Source organism: Lutispora thermophila DSM 19022 (assembly GCF_900142105.1).
In the GTDB taxonomy this organism is placed as follows: Bacteria; Bacillota; Clostridia; order Lutisporales; family Lutisporaceae; genus Lutispora; species Lutispora thermophila.
Window position 1 is genome coordinate 68,656 of sequence record NZ_FQZS01000013.1, and the last position, 16,804, is coordinate 85,459.

Consider the following 16,804-nt stretch of genomic DNA (forward strand, 5'->3'; position numbering starts at 1 on the left):
TTATTTGGAATCAGGCGCTTAAACATTACTGCTAAATGAAAGCCAGCAATATGAAGTTTAATATAAATAGAAAAGTGGATGCTATTAATATAGGATGTAAGTCTTTGGTTTCTTTCTTGCATATTTTTACTATGCAGTAGAATATGAAGCTTGTTGCAATACCATAGGAAATACTATAGCATAGAGCCATGAATACACCTGCGAAGAAAGCTGGTATGGCTTCATCCAAATCATCCCATTTTATTTCCTTAAATGATGACATCATCATTATACCGACAACTATAAGAGCCGGAGCTGTAGCAGCAGAAGGTACTATGCCTGCAATAGGAGCCAAGAATATGCAGATAGCGAAGAGGGCTGCAGTAACAACACTGGTTAATCCTGTTCTTCCGCCGGCGCCAATACCTGCTGCACTTTCAACATAAGTAGTTGTATTTGAAGTTCCGAACAATGCACCGATGGATGTTGCAATGGCATCTGCAAAGAGAGCTTTATCCATTTTGGATTTGAAGCCTGGATTAGATTCCATAGCTTTTTCATCTTCTTCGCTGAAAATGCCGCTTCTACGCCCTGTACCTATGAAAGTACCTATTGTATCGAATGTATCTGACAAACTGAATGCGAATATGGTCATAAGAACTAATGGAATTTTTGAAGCATCAGCAAACAGTGATAGCAATCCTTCTTTGCCAAAGGCTGCACCAAATGTAGTGCCCAGCTCCACAAAGGCAGAGCCTACTCCGGCTGTTGTACCTAAAGAAGATATATCAACAACACCCATAGGTATACCGATTATTGTAGTTCCTATGATTCCAATCAATATTGCGCCTTTTACCTTAAGTACTAATAACACAATAGTTAATACAAGACCGATTATAGCTAACAAAACAGAAGGAGTGTTCAAAGTTACAAGAGCAGGAACTGCGCTTGCATCAGCTATTACTGTTCCACTATCTAAAATAATGTTTTTGCCTGGATCGGAAGTAAAGTTAATAAGTCCAGCGTTTTTAACTCCTATATAAGCGATGAAAATACCGATACCGCCACCAATTGCATTCTGAAGGCTTACAGGTATAGCTTTTATAATTGATTTACGGATTTTAGTTACTGTAATAAAAATGTTTACCAAGCCGCAAATGAAAACCATAGCAAGAGCTTGCTGCCAAGTAAATCCTAGACCAAAGCATACTGTATAGGTGAAGAAAGCATTCAATCCCATACCAGGTGCTTGGGCGTATGGAACATTTGCGAATAACCCCATTACTAATGTTCCAGCTATTGAAGCGATGATTGTTGCAAGGAATACAGCACCCCATGGCATACCAGTCTGTGATAGCATACTGGGGTTAACAAAAATGATGTAGGACATAGCAAAGAATGTAGTAAGACCGGCTACAATTTCTGTAGAAACAGTAGTGCCATGTTCTTTAAGCTTGAAAAATTTCTCCACGTATAATTCCCTCCATTATTTTAATGTAGATTTCACCAATAGAATAGCAATTGGTTAAACCAATCGCCGCAAATTCATCAGAGAATACAATCACCACATTATACAATGGAGTGAAATATATTCCCAATAGTCGAACAATTTACGGTTGTTCGGTAGAAACTTTAGGCCCATATCGCCCAAATTATATTGGTGATTTTCTCATTTATGTTCGTATTTTATCATACATGTACTATGTATGGCAAGTGTGTTTTGTAACATTTCATATAAAAATGTTATATGCGAACCATAAATTATGCTTATATGCATTATCTGATGAATTTGTCATATTTCGTTTTAAAAGAATTGGTACTATTTATATTGAATACTTTTGCAAGTATTTATACTATTAGGAAGTGATTAGATATGTTGTTTTGCTAAAGCAATAATACAATAAAAGGAAATAACTTGAATAATGATGCAATATAAAATTCAATGAAGACCATTTTATATTGAGAATATGGATAAATATTTACATGTAACAACATTATGATACAATAGTAATACATTTCAAAACCAGCTTAATAAACTGAGCATTGCTTGTTATGCTTAGAAAACTTGTCAAAATTAAAACATATTTATAGACTTAAACATTCGGAAGTGATAAGTATTGCGAGAGGATGGAGATTGTAATGATAAATCTGAAAAATAATGAACTGGAAACGAACAGGCTTTATTTGCGTCATTTTAAAGCTGAGGACTTAGATGAATATTCAAAAATAATGGGGCAGGATGAAGTAGGGCAATGGCTTCCAAGAGGAAGAGGCTATACTGAAGAAGAAGTTAAAAAGTTTCTAGATAGCATATCAAAACATTGGGAGGAAAAGGAATATGGAATTTGGGCTGTAATAGAAAAAAACAGTGGGAAGATAATTGGACATTGTGGACTTAACTATGTAAAGCAAAATGATGAAGTAGAAGTTCTTTATGGTTTTGGTAAGGAGCATTGGGGCTTAGGTTATGCTACTGAGGCCGCAGGGGCTGCATTAGTATTTGGTTTTGACAAAATTGGATTAAACAGGATTGTAGCCTTTGCCAAGATAGAGAACATAGCTTCCAGAAGGGTTATAGAAAAGATAGGATTGAAGTATATAAAGGACATAGAGATCTTTGGTATGAGTTGTGCCTATTATGAATCAAAATGTAAGTAAAAAGCAAAGGAGTATATAAGCTTTTAAATATAAAGATAAAATTAGGTTATCAATAAATTAATATGTAACATGTTTTTTAAAATGCGTAGTAGTCCCTTATTATGTAAGTGGAATCCATACATTATTCAAAAAACAGAAATGACAAGGAACATTACATCCCTTGTCATTTCTGTTTTTATGCTTTTACGGCTGGTGTGCCCTTGGAAGCTTCTGTATTTGAGAACATGAAAATCATATACCTTATTAGAACATAAATCACCATAATAATCGCCCATATTTCAAGTATAGGTACTAAATACTTTAGGACGGGTATACCACTGCCAATATTCATGAAATAAGCATTGGTACCTTTCATAGCTGTAGCTGTTATTACAAATGGAAAGGTGAAGGCAGAATAACTGGGATAGAACTTTAGTTTCAGCAATTTAGGCATAGTAGCCATTACAGCTATAAACATCAATAGGGCCAGTATGGCTAAAAATCCTACCATCGCCGTATTCTTGCTCTGAAATGAGTTTAGGTATCCAGCAAGGCAAAGGCTTGCCGGAGCAGTGAATATGGCTAATGTTGGCATTGCTGGTTCTGGTATTTCCTTTATGGATAAAACTCTATATATAACTACAGGCAAAAGTATAATATAGGTTACTAGACCAAACCAGAATATATATTGTCCAAGCTGAGTGATGCCAAATGCCGGTGCGGTCACGCTGGCACAGACTATTCCAACATAAACAATGAAGTAGCTCGGAAATACTTTTTTAATATTAAAATTGGCAATATACTTTATAGTAAATAGTATAATAAGCAGGCAATGCAGGATCAGACCTGCCAACCATATAAAGTATGCTGCTGATGAAGCATAGGGTTTAATATATGTTGACAATAACATGACTCCCATTGAAAATGTGGGAATTACGCTGGCTACAACTGGATTGTCAAAGCCTTCTTTTATAGAATTAGGCATGGTAATTGCTTTTATCAACAGCTTAATCATTATGATGGTCGCAATAATACCAAAGAGGTTTTTGTAAAGGCTTCCATAAGACCCAACCAGATTCCCGGCGGCAGCACATGCCAGCATCAGACCAGAAATGGGAATGGGTAACTTCTTGATCATCATAGATTATTCATTCTCCTCTTTTATGTTATTGATAGTTGCTATCCTGCTGCCAATCTCAGGATCTTCCAGTAATTTCTCTGCTATCCATGCAGCAACTTCACCTGTAATCTTAACACAATGGGCTTTTCTTTCAGGGCTTCCAAAGTCGTAATTCTTTACAAGTACTCTACAGCATGTGCTTTTATAAATATCCTTTATATGATCATGAAGTTGTGCTGAGGCAGGGAACATTTTTTCATTCATAGGTTCGCCAAGCTTTCTGCCATAGGCCATACCTAAAGCCATAGCACCTCCGCTTACTGCACCGCATAAGCAGCCAGATTTGCCAAGACCAATAGGAAATGCAGATGCTAATCTTACAACATCTTCATTGTAAGGGCTACCTAAAAGTTTATTGATTGTATAGACTACAGATTCTGAGCAGAAAAACTCGCCTCTTTTGAAATAACCTTCTGCTTCATTGCGAATGGATTCAACAAATTCCTTCTTGTTCATTTTATATCCTCCTGTATAATATAATAATCCCATTGATAAGTATATTAGACAGGCCTTAACAATACAAATAGTTATATTCTATATAGTATTATTTATTAATAGCGAAAATCTATAGACAATATTTTACTTCATTTCCACAAGGTATTTCCAGTATCTTTTGGGCATAAAATGGGACTGGAGCTTTGGATTTAATCTATCTTTAATGGTTGTACTTTCAAAATATTTCTTCCATAGTTCCTGATAAAACAGCTCTTTTTCATGCAAATCAAGGTTTCCCTTGGTATCTATGTCACTTATGAACCATTTGGATTTGTCATAGAATACACCGTAGTTTCTTTTTACGTCGTGGATAACGAATATTTGGTCAGCCATCCTGGCAGCAAAGTGATCTCCCAATAGACAGGCTGTATTATACTGGGTATCTATGGGAGCATAATAAATATTGTTGCTGAGAAGCCTGAACCTGATTATGCCTAATAACAGATGCCTTTCTCTGCTCACTTTTCTCGCCAGTTTATGTATATTATGTACCCTATCATCTGATAGATAGGAGTCAACAAGTCTGCCGACCTTAAATCCAAAGCGCAAATATTCCAAAATATACTTGCCTGCATTTTCATGTTCTGATAAATAAGCATACATAATATTGGTCAAAGCATCTTCAGAAATTTTGTTGATTATACCATTATGAACCTTTGTAGCCTTTTTTTCATCGGTATCAATATAGCGCCTTTGAATCAGAAAGTTGTCAGTAAAGTTATCCATAGCCACGATCAGTTCCGGGTTTTCCCTTTCATAATAAGCATCATATATAGCTGTCAAAAGGCCTTCAAAGGTTCCATCATAAATATAATAAAGCATCATTATAACTCACCTGTAATTCTAGATATTTTCTCAATGGGATTCATGATCTGAGGATAAAGCTGAAAAAACGACAATTGCTCTGCATCTTCATTTATCTTTATTTTATCTTCCAAAAGAAGGTGATTTCTTATCATAGGCGGATTGTTTACAAAATTCCTGTCTTGAAAATACCTGCCTTTGCAAGTGATGAAGTATTTGGCTCTCTTCAATACTACGCCTAGCTTTTTTAAATCATCAAAATCAAGAATAGAAACTTTCCTTGCCTGTAATATCCTCTGGGCTGATTTTACACCAATACCGGGGACCCTTAGCAGCATATAATAGTCAGCCTTGTTTACTTCTACAGGAAATTTGTCGATGTTTCTTAATGCCCAGTCACTTTTAGGGTCCAAAAGTTCATCAAAATTTGGGTTCTTTTCATCCAAAATCTCATTAGAGTTAAAACCGTAGTACCTAAGTAGCCAATCTGCCTGATAGAGTCTATGCTCGCGTAGCAATGGAGGGTTGCTTATAGAAGGAAGGCTTGGGTGGTCTGATACCGGTATATATGCAGAATAATATACTCTCTTGAGGTTGTAGTTTTTATACAAGGATTCAGAAAGCCTCAATATCTTCAAGTCATTGTCTCTTGAAGCACCTATAATCAACTGTGTGGACTGTCCTCCGGGAACGAAGTAGGGCGCATTTTTAAACCTGTGTCTCTCTTCCTGATTTTCAATTATTTTGGATTTTATCAAGCCCATGGGTTCTGTGATGGATTTTTTTGTTTTCTGTGGAGCAAGAAGCTTAAGGCTTTCACTGGAAGGGAGTTCAATATTTACACTCATTCTATCAACATATTTACCTGCTTCTTCTATCAAAGCGCTGTTGGCACCGGGAATGGCTTTTAGATGGATATATCCATTGAAGTTTACTTCTTCACGAAGTTTTTTAACAGATTTCAAAAGCAGCTCCATGGTATAATCCGGGCTAACCCATACTGCCGAGCTGAGAAAAAGACCTTCTATATAATTTCTTCTATAAAAGTTAATCGTGAGGTTTACCAACTCTTCGGGAGTGAAGGAAGCTCGGGGAATATCGTTGGAACTTCTGTTGACGCAGTACTTACAATCATATATGCAATGATTTGTAAATAATACTTTTAACAATGATATGCATCTTCCATCAGGAGTCCAGCTGTGACAAATGCCGGAGGGAGCCGCATTGCCTAATCCACCTTTTTTATTTTTTCTGTCGCTTCCACTGGAAGAGCAGGATACATCATATTTAGCAGAATCTGCTAATATTTTTATCTTATCAATGAGTTCCATTTAATCCACTCCATTACTACTTTATGCTATTATTTTATCAGAAAAACCCCAGTAAATCAAACGTATGTTCGGTATTTTACGGGAACAATTTACATTTAATATCGTCTATATGATCAAATTAAATATTTTAAAATATATTAAGGAAGTGACAATAGTGAATAAACGATCATTTGCTTTAGGCATCTTATTGATCATCTTTGTATTAATTTTAAATATGACTATTAGCACATCTTCAAGCTATATAGTCGCAGCACCTGAATATCCCAGCAAAATAAGGTTTGATGATTTTGAAGAGAAACGCAATCGTATGGAGGACATAGACGAGGCATTTCTCACTAATGTGAAAAAGTTTTCCTATGAATCTGCATCAGTTATCTTAAAAGAACAGGATATAAAATCAAATAGCCTTTATTCTCCCATAAGTTTGTATATGGCTTTCGCGATGATGGCTGAAAGTTCTAAGGGAGATACGCGGCAGGAAATACTAGATGCAATTCATATGAATGATTCAGGTATAATAGGTAAAGAGACAGGAAAGCTATTTAGAAAACTGTATTTCCATAATGAAATCGGGAAGTTGAATTTGGCAAACTCTTTATGGCTTAATAAGGACATCCAATTTAATAAGGAGTTTTTGGATAGAATGGCTACAGATTATTATTCCTATTCTTTTCATGTAGATTTTGATGATAAGGATACATCAAAAAAAATCAGTGATTGGATATCAGAAAATACAGGAGGAAAGCTAGGCAATAGTCCAAAAGATTTTATGGCAAACCCGGAACAGGTTATGGTTTTTTTAAATACCATATACTTTTATGATGAGTGGGTGGACAGATTCAATGCTGATAAAACTGAAGAGGATGTTTTCTATCTTGGTGATGGCAGTACCATAAAATGTGATTTTATGAACATGATCCATGAAAGTCATGGATATGTAAAGGCCGATGGTTATACATCATCTTATCTTTCCTTTAAAAATGGAGGTAGAATGGTGTTTATTTTGCCTGATGAAGGCATATCTCCTACAGACATAATATCAGATTCAAAATGGCTGTCAGAAGCTATTGATGCCATATCTTCAGAGAAAAGCCAATTTGGAAAAGTAATTTTCAAGATTCCAAAATTCAGCTATAAAGTACAATTAGATTTAAGAGAACATATGGATAGGTTAGGCATTAAGAGCGCTTTTGATATAAATACTGCAGACTTTACACCTTTATCAAAAACTAAACCCTTGTTTGTTTCAGAAGTAAAGCAATCAGCAGCTATATCCATTGATGAAAGGGGTTGTGAAGCTACCGCATTTACCCAGATTGATTATGCAGGATCAGCACGACCAGAAGGCATGGCAGAAATGATTCTGGATAGACCTTTTATATTCGTCATTATAGGGGAGGATGAATGTCCATTATTTTTAGGAGTAATCAATAATCCAAAAGCTGATTAGAAATATGAAACGGCAGTGTATAAAACACTGCCGTTTTTAATGAAGTCACATTTTCCTAGAGCTGGGGCTTGGGTTTTCAAAACTTGGTGGCTGAGGATTATCCAAATTGAAATATTGTCCTCCCGGTGTGGAAAGGTTGAAGTAAAGCTTAGAATCCTTTGTTATACCCCAATCCTTCAATGAACCTGTATCCTGTATCTTATTGAATGCTTCTCTGAACATTGTGTTATGAGCTTCTTCACGATTAAGGAGAAAGTCGATAGTTTCCCTGACACCTTTGTCGTTTATCTGCCTATAAAGATACTCATAAACTACCTTTGCTCTTTGTTCCGCGGCAATGTTTGAAAGAATATCCGCTGCCAGATCTCCTGTCTCATTTATATAAGCAGCAGTCCATAAGTAACCTGAAGCATTGGACAGCATGGGAGATAAGCCTGTAAGCACATGGGCTTCAATATTTCCTATTGTTGCATTATTTCCATTTAGATTATGTCCGTTAAGAAGATTAATGGTAGTAGCTATCATTTCCATATGGCTCAATTCTTCTGAAGCAATATCGAGGAATAAATCTTTGATTTCCTGATCTTTGATTCTAAAACTTTGAGAAAGGTACTGCATAGCAGCTTTCAACTCACCCTGAGGTCCACCAAGTTGTTCCTGAAGCATTGCCGCATAGTTTGGGTTAGGCCTATCTACCCTTACTGGATTGAGAAGTTGTTTTTCATGTTTGAACATCGATTGCACCTCCTTTTGATATTATTATGTAAATAAAAATATCTTGCCTATATGAAAAACTTGAGAAAAATAAGCTCTGTTATAATTTTTGTATTAGTAAAGAATAATATTCAGGAGATTAATTGCAACTAAGACTAAAGACGGCTAATTGATTCTGAATATATAATATTGCAAATGATGATTGGAGGAATGATATGAAGGCCATAGTATATGAAGGCATAAAGGATGTAAAAGTAAAAAATGTAGGAGATCCGGAGATAAAGAATCCTGATGATATAATTGTAAAAGTAACATCAACAGCTATATGTGGATCCGACTTGCACCTTATTCACGGAATGGTACCCAACATGACCAAGGGATATATATTAGGCCATGAGACTATGGGTATAGTAGAAGAAGTAGGCAAGGATGTATATAAGGTAAAAAAGGGTGACAGAGTTATAGTGCCTTTTCCGGTGGCCTGCGGCCATTGCTGGTACTGTGAGCATGATCTGTGGAGCCAGTGTGACAATTCCAATACCAACGGAGAGGTGGGAGGATACTTTGGTTACAGCAAAACCTTTGGTGGATACGACGGAGGTCAGGCAGAGTATCTGAGGGTTCCTTATGCCAATGTTGGACCTAGAGTAGTGCCTGAAGAACTGGATGATGAGCAGGTTCTGTTTCTCACAGATGTCCTGCCTACATCCTATTGGGGAGTGGTAAATAGCGGGGTAAAAAAGGGAGATACTGTTGTAGTGCTGGGCTGTGGACCAATAGGTCTCATGACTATGAAATGGGCAGCTTTCCATGGAGCTGAGAGGGTGATTGCTGTGGATTATATCGATTATCGTCTGGAACATGCCAAGAGTTATAAGTTGGGAGAAGTAATCAATTTTGATGAATATGACAATACGGGAGAATATATAAAAGAAATTACCCATGGAGGTGCCGATGTGGTAATCGATTGCGTAGGTATGGACGGGAAGATGACGGTTTTTGAAATGATTGAATCAGCATTAAAGCTCCAGGGTGGATCGAAATCAGCCATAGAAATAGCCACACAAGCTGTAAGAAAAGGGGGCACAGTATCCATGGTAGGCGTATATGGGGGTAGATATAATGCTTTTCCATTAGGAGATTTTTTCTCCAGGAATGTTACGCTAAAAATGGGTCAATGCCCAGCTCACTCCTATATAGATGAAATTTTAAAGCTAATAATGGAAGGAAAGTTTGATGCCACAGATATAATAACCCACAGACTTCCATTGGAAAAGGGAGAATATGCCTATGAAATATTTGATGAGAAAAAGGATAATTGCATAAAGGTTGTTTTGAAACCATGATCTAGCTCTAGTATTGAGACTTTACCCTATTGTGTCTTGAAGATTATACCTGAAAAGACCAATATTTAAAACATTATTCTAAAAATCACAGATATCCTGAGAATCCAAAAATCAAAAAGGATTCTCTTTTTGTTGTAAAATATATATTGACCAGAGTATGACCAAATATAAATCAGGAGGATACTTTTATGACGTATAGATTCAGAGTAAGAGCAGCAGCAATAATATTAAACAAAAATAATGAAATACTCCTTGTTCTTCACAAAGATCCATACACCGGTGAAGAGTGGTGGACTTTGCCCGGAGGAGGCTTGGAAGGGAAAGAAAGCGCCATTGAAGCTGTTATAAGAGAAGTAAAGGAAGAATGTGGTATTAATTGCAAGCCGGGAAAACTTGCATATGTAAGGGAGTTTATAATGAATTCTGATACGAATGTACATCATGTGGAGTTATACTTTAGCGCAGAAGCTGATAGTTATGATATAATAACCGGCATTGATCCAGAGTTGGAAAAGCAATATATAGTACAATGTTGCTTCTTGAGCAGGAGAGAAATTGAAAACACATCTATCAATGTATATCCTGAAATTTTAAGAGATAAGTTTTGGGATGACCTGGAGTCAGGGTTTATAGGATACAATCCATATCTAGGATTGCAGGAAGAGAAATAATAGAGAAATAAAAAGCTTCAAGTAAATGTAAAGAAATTTTACATTTATGTTCTTTTATCTGTATAATTAAACTATACAGGATGAGAGAGAGGGCGCATTTATGGCAAATTATAAATAAATCTGGGAGTGCTTTGTTAATGATATGGATTTTAATGATAAGCACATAAAGCAGGACATTTTGAACTCATGGATGCGCTGTAAGAAACATGGGGTTTCATTGTATAATTTTGATGAAAAGCTTTTGATGAGACCAGAGGATAAGGAAAAGTATATTATGAAATACCAACCGGAGTATGCAGAACCTCAGTATCAGGAGTTTTGCAAAATAGTGGAAGATTTAGATATAAGCATCAGCATATATGACAACATGGCAAAACTTAAATATATAGTAAATTACGATGATATATATGATGAGCTATACCCAAGGGTAGGTTATTTTTTAGATGCTTCAGAAAAAAGCATAGGAACAAATTCTACTTGTTTGGCTATTCTAGAAAACAAACCTTTCATGGTTATCGGTCCTGACCACTATAAATATATTTTTCATCAATTCAGTTGTGCTGCAGCACCTTTTTATAATGAAAATAATGACATTGCAGGAACAATAAACGCTTCCTTTCTAAACACATCCGTCAATAGGGATACATTAAACATTATCTACAGTCTGGCAAGGCTCTATGAAGCTCTGATTTTAAAAAAGGCAACAAGGGCAGCAAAACGGAACTCACAGGTAAAAAGCATCAATCAGTATAGAGATTTTTACACCTTTAGCAGTATTTTAGGAAAGTCTGAAGCTATTATTGAGTCAATAAAAATAGCAAAAAGAGCAGCAAAGGTAGACTCCTCCATATTGATTTATGGAGAAAGCGGAAGTGGAAAAGAGGTATTCGCACAGGCTATTCATAACGAAAGTACTAGACGTGACAAGCCCTTTGTGGCTATCAATTGTGGTGCAATTCCAAAAGACTTGATTGAAAGCGAGCTTTTTGGTTATGAAGCAGGTGCTTTCACAGGAGCTGCTAAAGCCGGAAAGCAGGGATTGCTGGAATATGCTTCGGGAGGAACTCTCTTTCTGGATGAAATCGAAAACATGCCTTTGCAGGCTCAGGTAAAGATATTAAGAGCCCTATCATCATCTACTATAAATAGAATCGGTGGAAACAAACCTATCCCTATAAATATAAGGGTCATCGCAGCTTCAAAAAAGGATTTGCAAGAGGAAATCAGAAAAGGCAGCTTTAGAGAAGACTTATACTATCGTATAAATGTTATTCAGTTGAATATACCTCCACTTAGGGCAAGGAAGCAAGATATAAGGCTTATTTTTAACTATTACATCAGAGAGTTTTCAGATAAAACCGGTATAGAAATCATATCAATAGATGATAAATTAATGGAATATCTTGAAGCATACCATTGGCCTGGGAATGTAAGAGAGCTCATTAATATTATAGAGCGATCTCTGGTTTTGTCAGAAAACGGAGTTATTGATGATTCAGTGCTTCCCACCAGTATAAAGGAATGTTATATGGCAGCCAAATTGGAAGAGGATTTTAATAGGGCTTTTGGTGGGAAGCTGCCAGAAGGAATACGTTTGCTGCAAATTGCAGGAGATATTGTCATAAAGAGGGTCTATAAAGAAGAAAACTGTAATATAACGAGAACTGCGAAAAGATTAGGAATATCAAGACCAACACTATATAAGAAAATTAAGGAACTTAATATTAGGTTGTAAAAATATATTACAAACATGGAACTGTAAAAAAAATTTACAGTTCTTTTTGTTTTATTGGATTCTATAAAGATACAGTTATCTAAGTTTAGTTTTGCCAATTAAGCTTGGCAGAGAATTTGCAATGTAAAAAGACGGAGGTGATTGAATGCCTTGTATAGTCATCAGAGCAAGAAAAACAAACACCCAGGCTGATATCAGCGGCTTGACCCGCGAGCTTTCAGAAAAGACACGAATCAGTATAGAGAGGATCAATATTATTGTGGACTACTTTGATATATCTGAAGCTTTCATAGGCAGCAACAAAGATCATTTGATCATAACTTTATGGATTTCAGAGACCAACGACCAAAGTTTTATAAGATTTTTAGCACAATCAATAGCTGCATCAGCAGAAAAGTATTTTGGAAAAGAGGCAAACAGTACAGCTGTCATATGCAACTTGATAAAAGAAGGTTATATGCTTTTAAATAATCAATTTAGATAGGAGGATTGAATTATGAGTAAAATTGTATTGATCCACGGAGCCTGGCACAATGGGCAGTGTTGGAATGCGGTTTCTAAATTGTTGGAAAAGGAAGGATATGAGGTAGAAGCATTAACTCTGCCGGGCAATGGACCAGAGGATAGCAAGGACGTAACTTATAAAGATTATGTAGATTATGTCACAAAGTCACTGAATGATCAAAAGGAGAAGGTCATTGTTGTTGGACACTCCAGTGCCGGACATATTATACAGATGGCAATTCCACTGGCTAAGGATAAGGTGGAGAAGATCATTTTTAACAATGCCTGGATATTACCTCATGGAAAATCTCAGTTTGATTTTGTTCCTGATGATATTAAGTATGTTATGCGTGAAATGGCTGCCCAAAGAGGTGATGGAGCAATTCCCATTGATCCTAAGTTTGTAAGGGGAATGCTTGCTACACAGGCTAATGATGAGCAGTTTGATGCATTAATGAAAATTCTTGTTACCCAGCCTCTTGTGATCATGGAGACCCCAGTTGATGCAAAATCTTTTGAGAAGTTGGATATACCAATGGTTCTACTCTATTGCACCAATGATATGTCCGTGCCTCCAAATGCGTTTTTGGAAATGTTCAAATCCTTGGGGGATCATCCTATTGTAGAAGTAGAATGTGATCATGAGGGATTGCTTACAAATCCAGAGGCCTATACAAAGGGACTGCTGGAGTGTATAAGGCTGTAAATGAGCATTAGGTATTGATGAAGTACCTAATGCAAATGCATAACCATTAAAAATAACTACCCGTGAAGCGGATAGTTATTTTTTCTATGGAGCTACTGACGGGACTCGAACCCGTGACCTGCTGATTACGAATCAGCTGCTCTACCGACTGAGCTACAATAGCATCATTATTAATTAATTTTAGCAGCTTTTAGTGATTCTTTCAAATAATTTTTAAAGCTCATAGAAAAATATAAATATATCTCAATATAAACTTGACCTAATGGATTTCTTTAACAATTTAATCAAGGAAAGCGAAGGCGCTCTCTGAATTATGGAATTGTCAATCGGATTTCTGCTGAACCTTGAACCCTTTGGAGGTTAGATGCAGTACAAACGCGGACGAAAGGCTTCTTTGATTGTTAAAAATGTTTCTAAAAGAAGCCTTTCTTATATTTGATGAAAATATAAATACTTAAGTTATTAATACTTATAATACATCTTGCTATATGATATAATAAACCTATTTGACAGGAGGTGTTGATGTGAGACGGAAACCTATATACTATGTAATACTCTTGATAATAACTGTAGCCCTATCCTTTATAAGTCACGGCAATGATATAGGCATAGATATCGGAAATGATTCTGCTTCAATTGAGGAACAAAACAATACAGGCAATGCTAATCCTATAGAAAGTACAAGTAAAGAATCAGGACAAAAAAATAATTATGTTGAACTTGGACAACTAAAGGTACATTTTATAGATGTAGGACAGGCCGATAGCATCCTCATACAGAATAATGAAAAAACCATGCTTATAGATGCAGGAAATAACGCTGACTCGGATGATGTGGTAACATATATAAAATCTCAGAACATAGAGAAGCTGGACTATGTTGTAGGCACCCATCCCCATGAGGATCACATAGGTGGATTGGATGCGGTGATAGAAAGCTTTGATATAGGCGTCATATATATGCCCAAAGCTACCAGTACCACAAAGACCTTTGAAGATGTATTACATGCCATAGCGAAAAAAAGCATGAAGGTTACAACTCCGATACCTGGAACAACAGTTAATTTTGGTGAAGCCAGCTTTACCATACTTGCACCCAATAGTGATAACTATAAGGAAACAAACAATTATTCAATAGTTATCAAGCTGGAGCATGGAAATAACTCTTTCCTGTTCACTGGTGATGCAGAAGATGTTTCAGAAAAAGAAATGATTGAAAGAGGCTATGATTTAACTGCAGATGTTTTGAAGGTGGGACACCATGGAAGCAGCTCATCCACTACACAGGAATTTTTGACAAAAGTCAATCCAAAATATGCAGTTATATGTGTTGGTAAGGATAACAAATATGGACATCCCCACAGGGAAACCATGGAGTTGCTGAATAAAAAGAGCATTAAAATTTACAGAACCGATGAGAGCGGAACCATAATAGCTGTTTCTGACGGAGAAGCTATAACCTTTGAAGAAACCTTAAAGTAAAACCAAAGATATTTCAAAGAAGGAGATAGTCTATGAAATATATTATTGATAGGTTTGAAGGTAATTATGCCGTTTGTGAGGACGAAAACAGAAATATGGTAAGTATAGAGAGGGATAAGATACCTGCAGAGGCGGAGGAAGGTCATGTTCTGATTCAGCAAGGCGATGAGTATTTTATTGACTTAGATGAGACCAATAGGAGAAAAGAAAAAATCCAGAGACTTATGGATGATCTCTGGACATAACATGCTATTCTACAGTAATTGTTTTAGGAGGCTTTGGACCGAAATACTGATATAAATCAGTTTTCAACATACCGTTATAAAGCTTCCTTTTTTTATCCGCTTTTCTGCCGAAATATCTTTCAAAACCATCATGGGCAGTCAATATGTAAAAAGACCATGTATCAAGGGTTGAGAACACCTTACCCATATCCCTGTAAAGCTGTTCCACGGTTTTAATGTCTTCCAGTCTTTCACCATAGGGAGGGTTTGTTACTATAAAACCGTATTTTTCTTTGCTTGAAAAATCCCTCACATCTCTTTGTTGAAAGTGTATATATTCTTCAACGCCTGCTTTTTTGGCATTGCTTCTTGCAATTTTTATGACTTTCTCATCTATATCATAGCCTTGTATATGGATGTCATTATGAGGCTTTATGCTGTCTTGAGCTTCTTGCCGTGCCCTGTTCCATAATTTTTCAGGTGTTCTGAACCATTTTTCAGATACAAAATCCCTACTAAGACCGGGAGCTATATTCAGACCCTTAAGAGCCGCTTCTATCAATATGGTGCCTGAACCGCAAAAAGGATCTACCAATAAGCGACCTTCTTTCCACGGGGTCAGGGATACCAATGCTGCAGCAAGTGTTTCTCTTATTGGTGCTGTACTGCCTATCTCTCTATAACCTCTTTTATGCAATGCTACCCCTGATGTATCTAGATATATTGTAACCTTATCTTTAAAAATCAATATATGTATGGGATAAGATGGACCGGTTTCGCTAAACCAATTAATCTTATATTTTTTCTTAAGACTTTCTACCACAGCCTTTTTTACTATGGACTGGATATCAGAGGTACTGAATAGTTTGGATCTCACTGAGGAGGCTTTTGCAGCAGGAAAAGAACCTTCTTTGGGTATCCATTCGTGCCATGGTAAGCGCTTAGTGTTTTCAAAAAGCTCTTCAAAAGAAGTTGCATAGAATTCTCCTATTTTTACTAGAATTCTATCAGCAGTACGAAGCCAAAGATTTGCTTTAGCTATGCCGTATTCATCTGACAAAAAGTATACCCTGCCATCTTCCACTCTGGTTACATCAAATCCCAATTCTTTTATCTCCCTTGACAGTACAGCTTCCAGAGCAAATCCGCAGGGTGCGCATAATTCTATGTACGACATTTCATCTCTCCTTGTTATCTTAAGTTTCTTCTTTTCTTTGCTGGTTTGCTATTATATTCGGTATATATTAATGCAGCAATTATTGGTATGATGACAAAGATCCATAAATGAGCGCTTTTGCCAATTGTCAAAATGAACCATTCCAGGAATATTACTATTATCCACACCAGATAGTTATTAATACCCTTATTCATAACATCAATACCTCCTTGTCTGTACTTATCTATATTATACCAAAATAATACATAAAAAATCACATAATTTTAAAAATATGAGTAAGTTGAAACTAATTGTGGATTCCTTCGTCAAATAATTAAGTTCATTTGACAATAATAAAAGAATAGAAACAAAGATAAATGAGGTGTTTATT

The 16,804-nt window shown here is 36.2% G+C and carries 17 protein-coding genes, 1 tRNA gene and 1 riboswitch; of the genes, 9 read left to right on the top strand and 9 right to left on the bottom strand.

Annotated features, from left to right (window positions below; genetic code table 11):
* Positions 1 to 31 precede the first annotated feature (31 nt).
* Positions 32 to 1,450, bottom strand: coding sequence for an NCS2 family permease (locus BUB48_RS10350; RefSeq protein WP_073026164.1), 1,419 nt, complete (start codon positions 1,448 to 1,450; stop codon positions 32 to 34).
* Between the two features lie 107 nt (positions 1,451 to 1,557).
* Positions 1,558 to 1,659: riboswitch (purine riboswitch) on the bottom strand.
* Positions 1,660 to 2,118: 459 nt separating this feature from the next.
* Between BUB48_RS10350 and BUB48_RS10355 the strand changes: the two genes are divergently transcribed.
* Positions 2,119 to 2,637: a GNAT family N-acetyltransferase gene (locus BUB48_RS10355; RefSeq protein ID WP_073026165.1), complete on the top strand. Its 519-nt coding sequence runs from the start codon at positions 2,119 to 2,121 to the stop codon at positions 2,635 to 2,637.
* A gap of 175 nt (positions 2,638 to 2,812) precedes the next feature.
* Here the strand turns inward: BUB48_RS10355 and BUB48_RS10360 are convergent, their stop codons facing one another.
* The 4 genes from BUB48_RS10360 to BUB48_RS10375 form a co-directional block, all read right to left on the bottom strand.
* Positions 2,813 to 3,757, bottom strand: coding sequence for a TDT family transporter (locus BUB48_RS10360; protein ID WP_073026166.1), 945 nt, complete (start codon positions 3,755 to 3,757; stop codon positions 2,813 to 2,815).
* 3 nt (positions 3,758 to 3,760) lie between these two features.
* Positions 3,761 to 4,252: a C-GCAxxG-C-C family protein gene (locus tag BUB48_RS10365; RefSeq protein ID WP_073026167.1), complete on the bottom strand. Its 492-nt coding sequence runs from the start codon at positions 4,250 to 4,252 to the stop codon at positions 3,761 to 3,763.
* A gap of 123 nt (positions 4,253 to 4,375) precedes the next feature.
* Positions 4,376 to 5,116, bottom strand: coding sequence for a TIGR03915 family putative DNA repair protein (locus BUB48_RS10370; protein WP_242944199.1), 741 nt, complete (start codon positions 5,114 to 5,116; stop codon positions 4,376 to 4,378).
* The gene (locus BUB48_RS10375; protein ID WP_073026168.1) at positions 5,116 to 6,426 is read right to left on the bottom strand and encodes a putative DNA modification/repair radical SAM protein; all 1,311 of its coding nucleotides are present in this window, start codon (positions 6,424 to 6,426) and stop codon (positions 5,116 to 5,118) included. The genes BUB48_RS10370 and BUB48_RS10375 overlap by 1 nt, the downstream gene beginning before the upstream one ends.
* Before the next feature lie 154 nt (positions 6,427 to 6,580).
* Here BUB48_RS10375 and BUB48_RS10380 point away from each other — a divergent pair, with 154 nt between their 5' ends.
* Positions 6,581 to 7,876, top strand: coding sequence for a serpin family protein (locus tag BUB48_RS10380; protein WP_175548408.1), 1,296 nt, complete (start codon positions 6,581 to 6,583; stop codon positions 7,874 to 7,876).
* Between the two features lie 45 nt (positions 7,877 to 7,921).
* Here BUB48_RS10380 and BUB48_RS10385 read toward each other — a convergent pair whose 3' ends face one another.
* A complete protein-coding gene (locus BUB48_RS10385) occupies positions 7,922 to 8,611 on the bottom strand; it encodes a manganese catalase family protein (protein WP_073026169.1) in 690 nt (229 codons plus the stop codon).
* Positions 8,612 to 8,805: 194 nt separating this feature from the next.
* Here BUB48_RS10385 and BUB48_RS10390 point away from each other — a divergent pair, with 194 nt between their 5' ends.
* The 5 genes from BUB48_RS10390 to BUB48_RS10410 all read left to right on the top strand — a co-directional run bounded on the left by BUB48_RS10390 (position 8,806) and on the right by BUB48_RS10410 (position 13,552).
* The gene (locus tag BUB48_RS10390) at positions 8,806 to 9,936 is read left to right on the top strand and encodes a zinc-dependent alcohol dehydrogenase (protein ID WP_073026170.1); all 1,131 of its coding nucleotides are present in this window, start codon (positions 8,806 to 8,808) and stop codon (positions 9,934 to 9,936) included.
* Positions 9,937 to 10,124: 188 nt separating this feature from the next.
* Positions 10,125 to 10,607 (top strand): NUDIX domain-containing protein, encoded by a 483-nt coding sequence (locus BUB48_RS10395; protein ID WP_073026171.1) that lies wholly within the window; start codon positions 10,125 to 10,127, stop codon positions 10,605 to 10,607.
* A 142-nt stretch (positions 10,608 to 10,749) separates the two neighbouring features.
* On the top strand, positions 10,750 to 12,342 hold the full coding sequence (locus tag BUB48_RS10400) for a sigma-54 interaction domain-containing protein (RefSeq protein ID WP_242944200.1): 1,593 nt from the start codon (positions 10,750 to 10,752) through the stop codon (positions 12,340 to 12,342).
* 145 nt (positions 12,343 to 12,487) lie between these two features.
* Positions 12,488 to 12,826 carry a hypothetical protein gene (locus BUB48_RS10405; RefSeq protein WP_073026172.1) on the top strand — a complete coding sequence of 113 codons (339 nt, stop codon included), beginning with the start codon at positions 12,488 to 12,490 and terminating at the stop codon, positions 12,824 to 12,826.
* Positions 12,827 to 12,838: 12 nt separating this feature from the next.
* Positions 12,839 to 13,552 (top strand): alpha/beta fold hydrolase, encoded by a 714-nt coding sequence (locus tag BUB48_RS10410; protein ID WP_073026173.1) that lies wholly within the window; start codon positions 12,839 to 12,841, stop codon positions 13,550 to 13,552.
* A gap of 87 nt (positions 13,553 to 13,639) precedes the next feature.
* Here BUB48_RS10410 and BUB48_RS10415 read toward each other — a convergent pair.
* Positions 13,640 to 13,715: transfer RNA gene (locus tag BUB48_RS10415), tRNA-Thr, on the bottom strand.
* A gap of 361 nt (positions 13,716 to 14,076) precedes the next feature.
* On the opposite strand from BUB48_RS10415, the gene BUB48_RS10420 reads away from it, so the two are divergent.
* Positions 14,077 to 15,033 carry a ComEC/Rec2 family competence protein gene (locus BUB48_RS10420; RefSeq protein WP_073026174.1) on the top strand — a complete coding sequence of 319 codons (957 nt, stop codon included), beginning with the start codon at positions 14,077 to 14,079 and terminating at the stop codon, positions 15,031 to 15,033.
* 32 nt (positions 15,034 to 15,065) lie between these two features.
* Positions 15,066 to 15,278, top strand: a complete 213-nt coding sequence (locus tag BUB48_RS10425) for a DUF3006 domain-containing protein (protein ID WP_073026175.1) — start codon at positions 15,066 to 15,068, stop codon at positions 15,276 to 15,278.
* Between the two features lie 4 nt (positions 15,279 to 15,282).
* Here the strand turns inward: BUB48_RS10425 and BUB48_RS10430 are convergent, their stop codons facing one another.
* Together BUB48_RS10430 and BUB48_RS10435 are read right to left on the bottom strand one after the other, a co-directional pair.
* Positions 15,283 to 16,434, bottom strand: coding sequence for a THUMP domain-containing class I SAM-dependent RNA methyltransferase (locus BUB48_RS10430; protein ID WP_073026176.1), 1,152 nt, complete (start codon positions 16,432 to 16,434; stop codon positions 15,283 to 15,285).
* 14 nt (positions 16,435 to 16,448) lie between these two features.
* Positions 16,449 to 16,628: a hypothetical protein gene (locus BUB48_RS10435; RefSeq protein WP_073026177.1), complete on the bottom strand. Its 180-nt coding sequence runs from the start codon at positions 16,626 to 16,628 to the stop codon at positions 16,449 to 16,451.
* Positions 16,629 to 16,804: the final 176 nt, after the last annotated feature.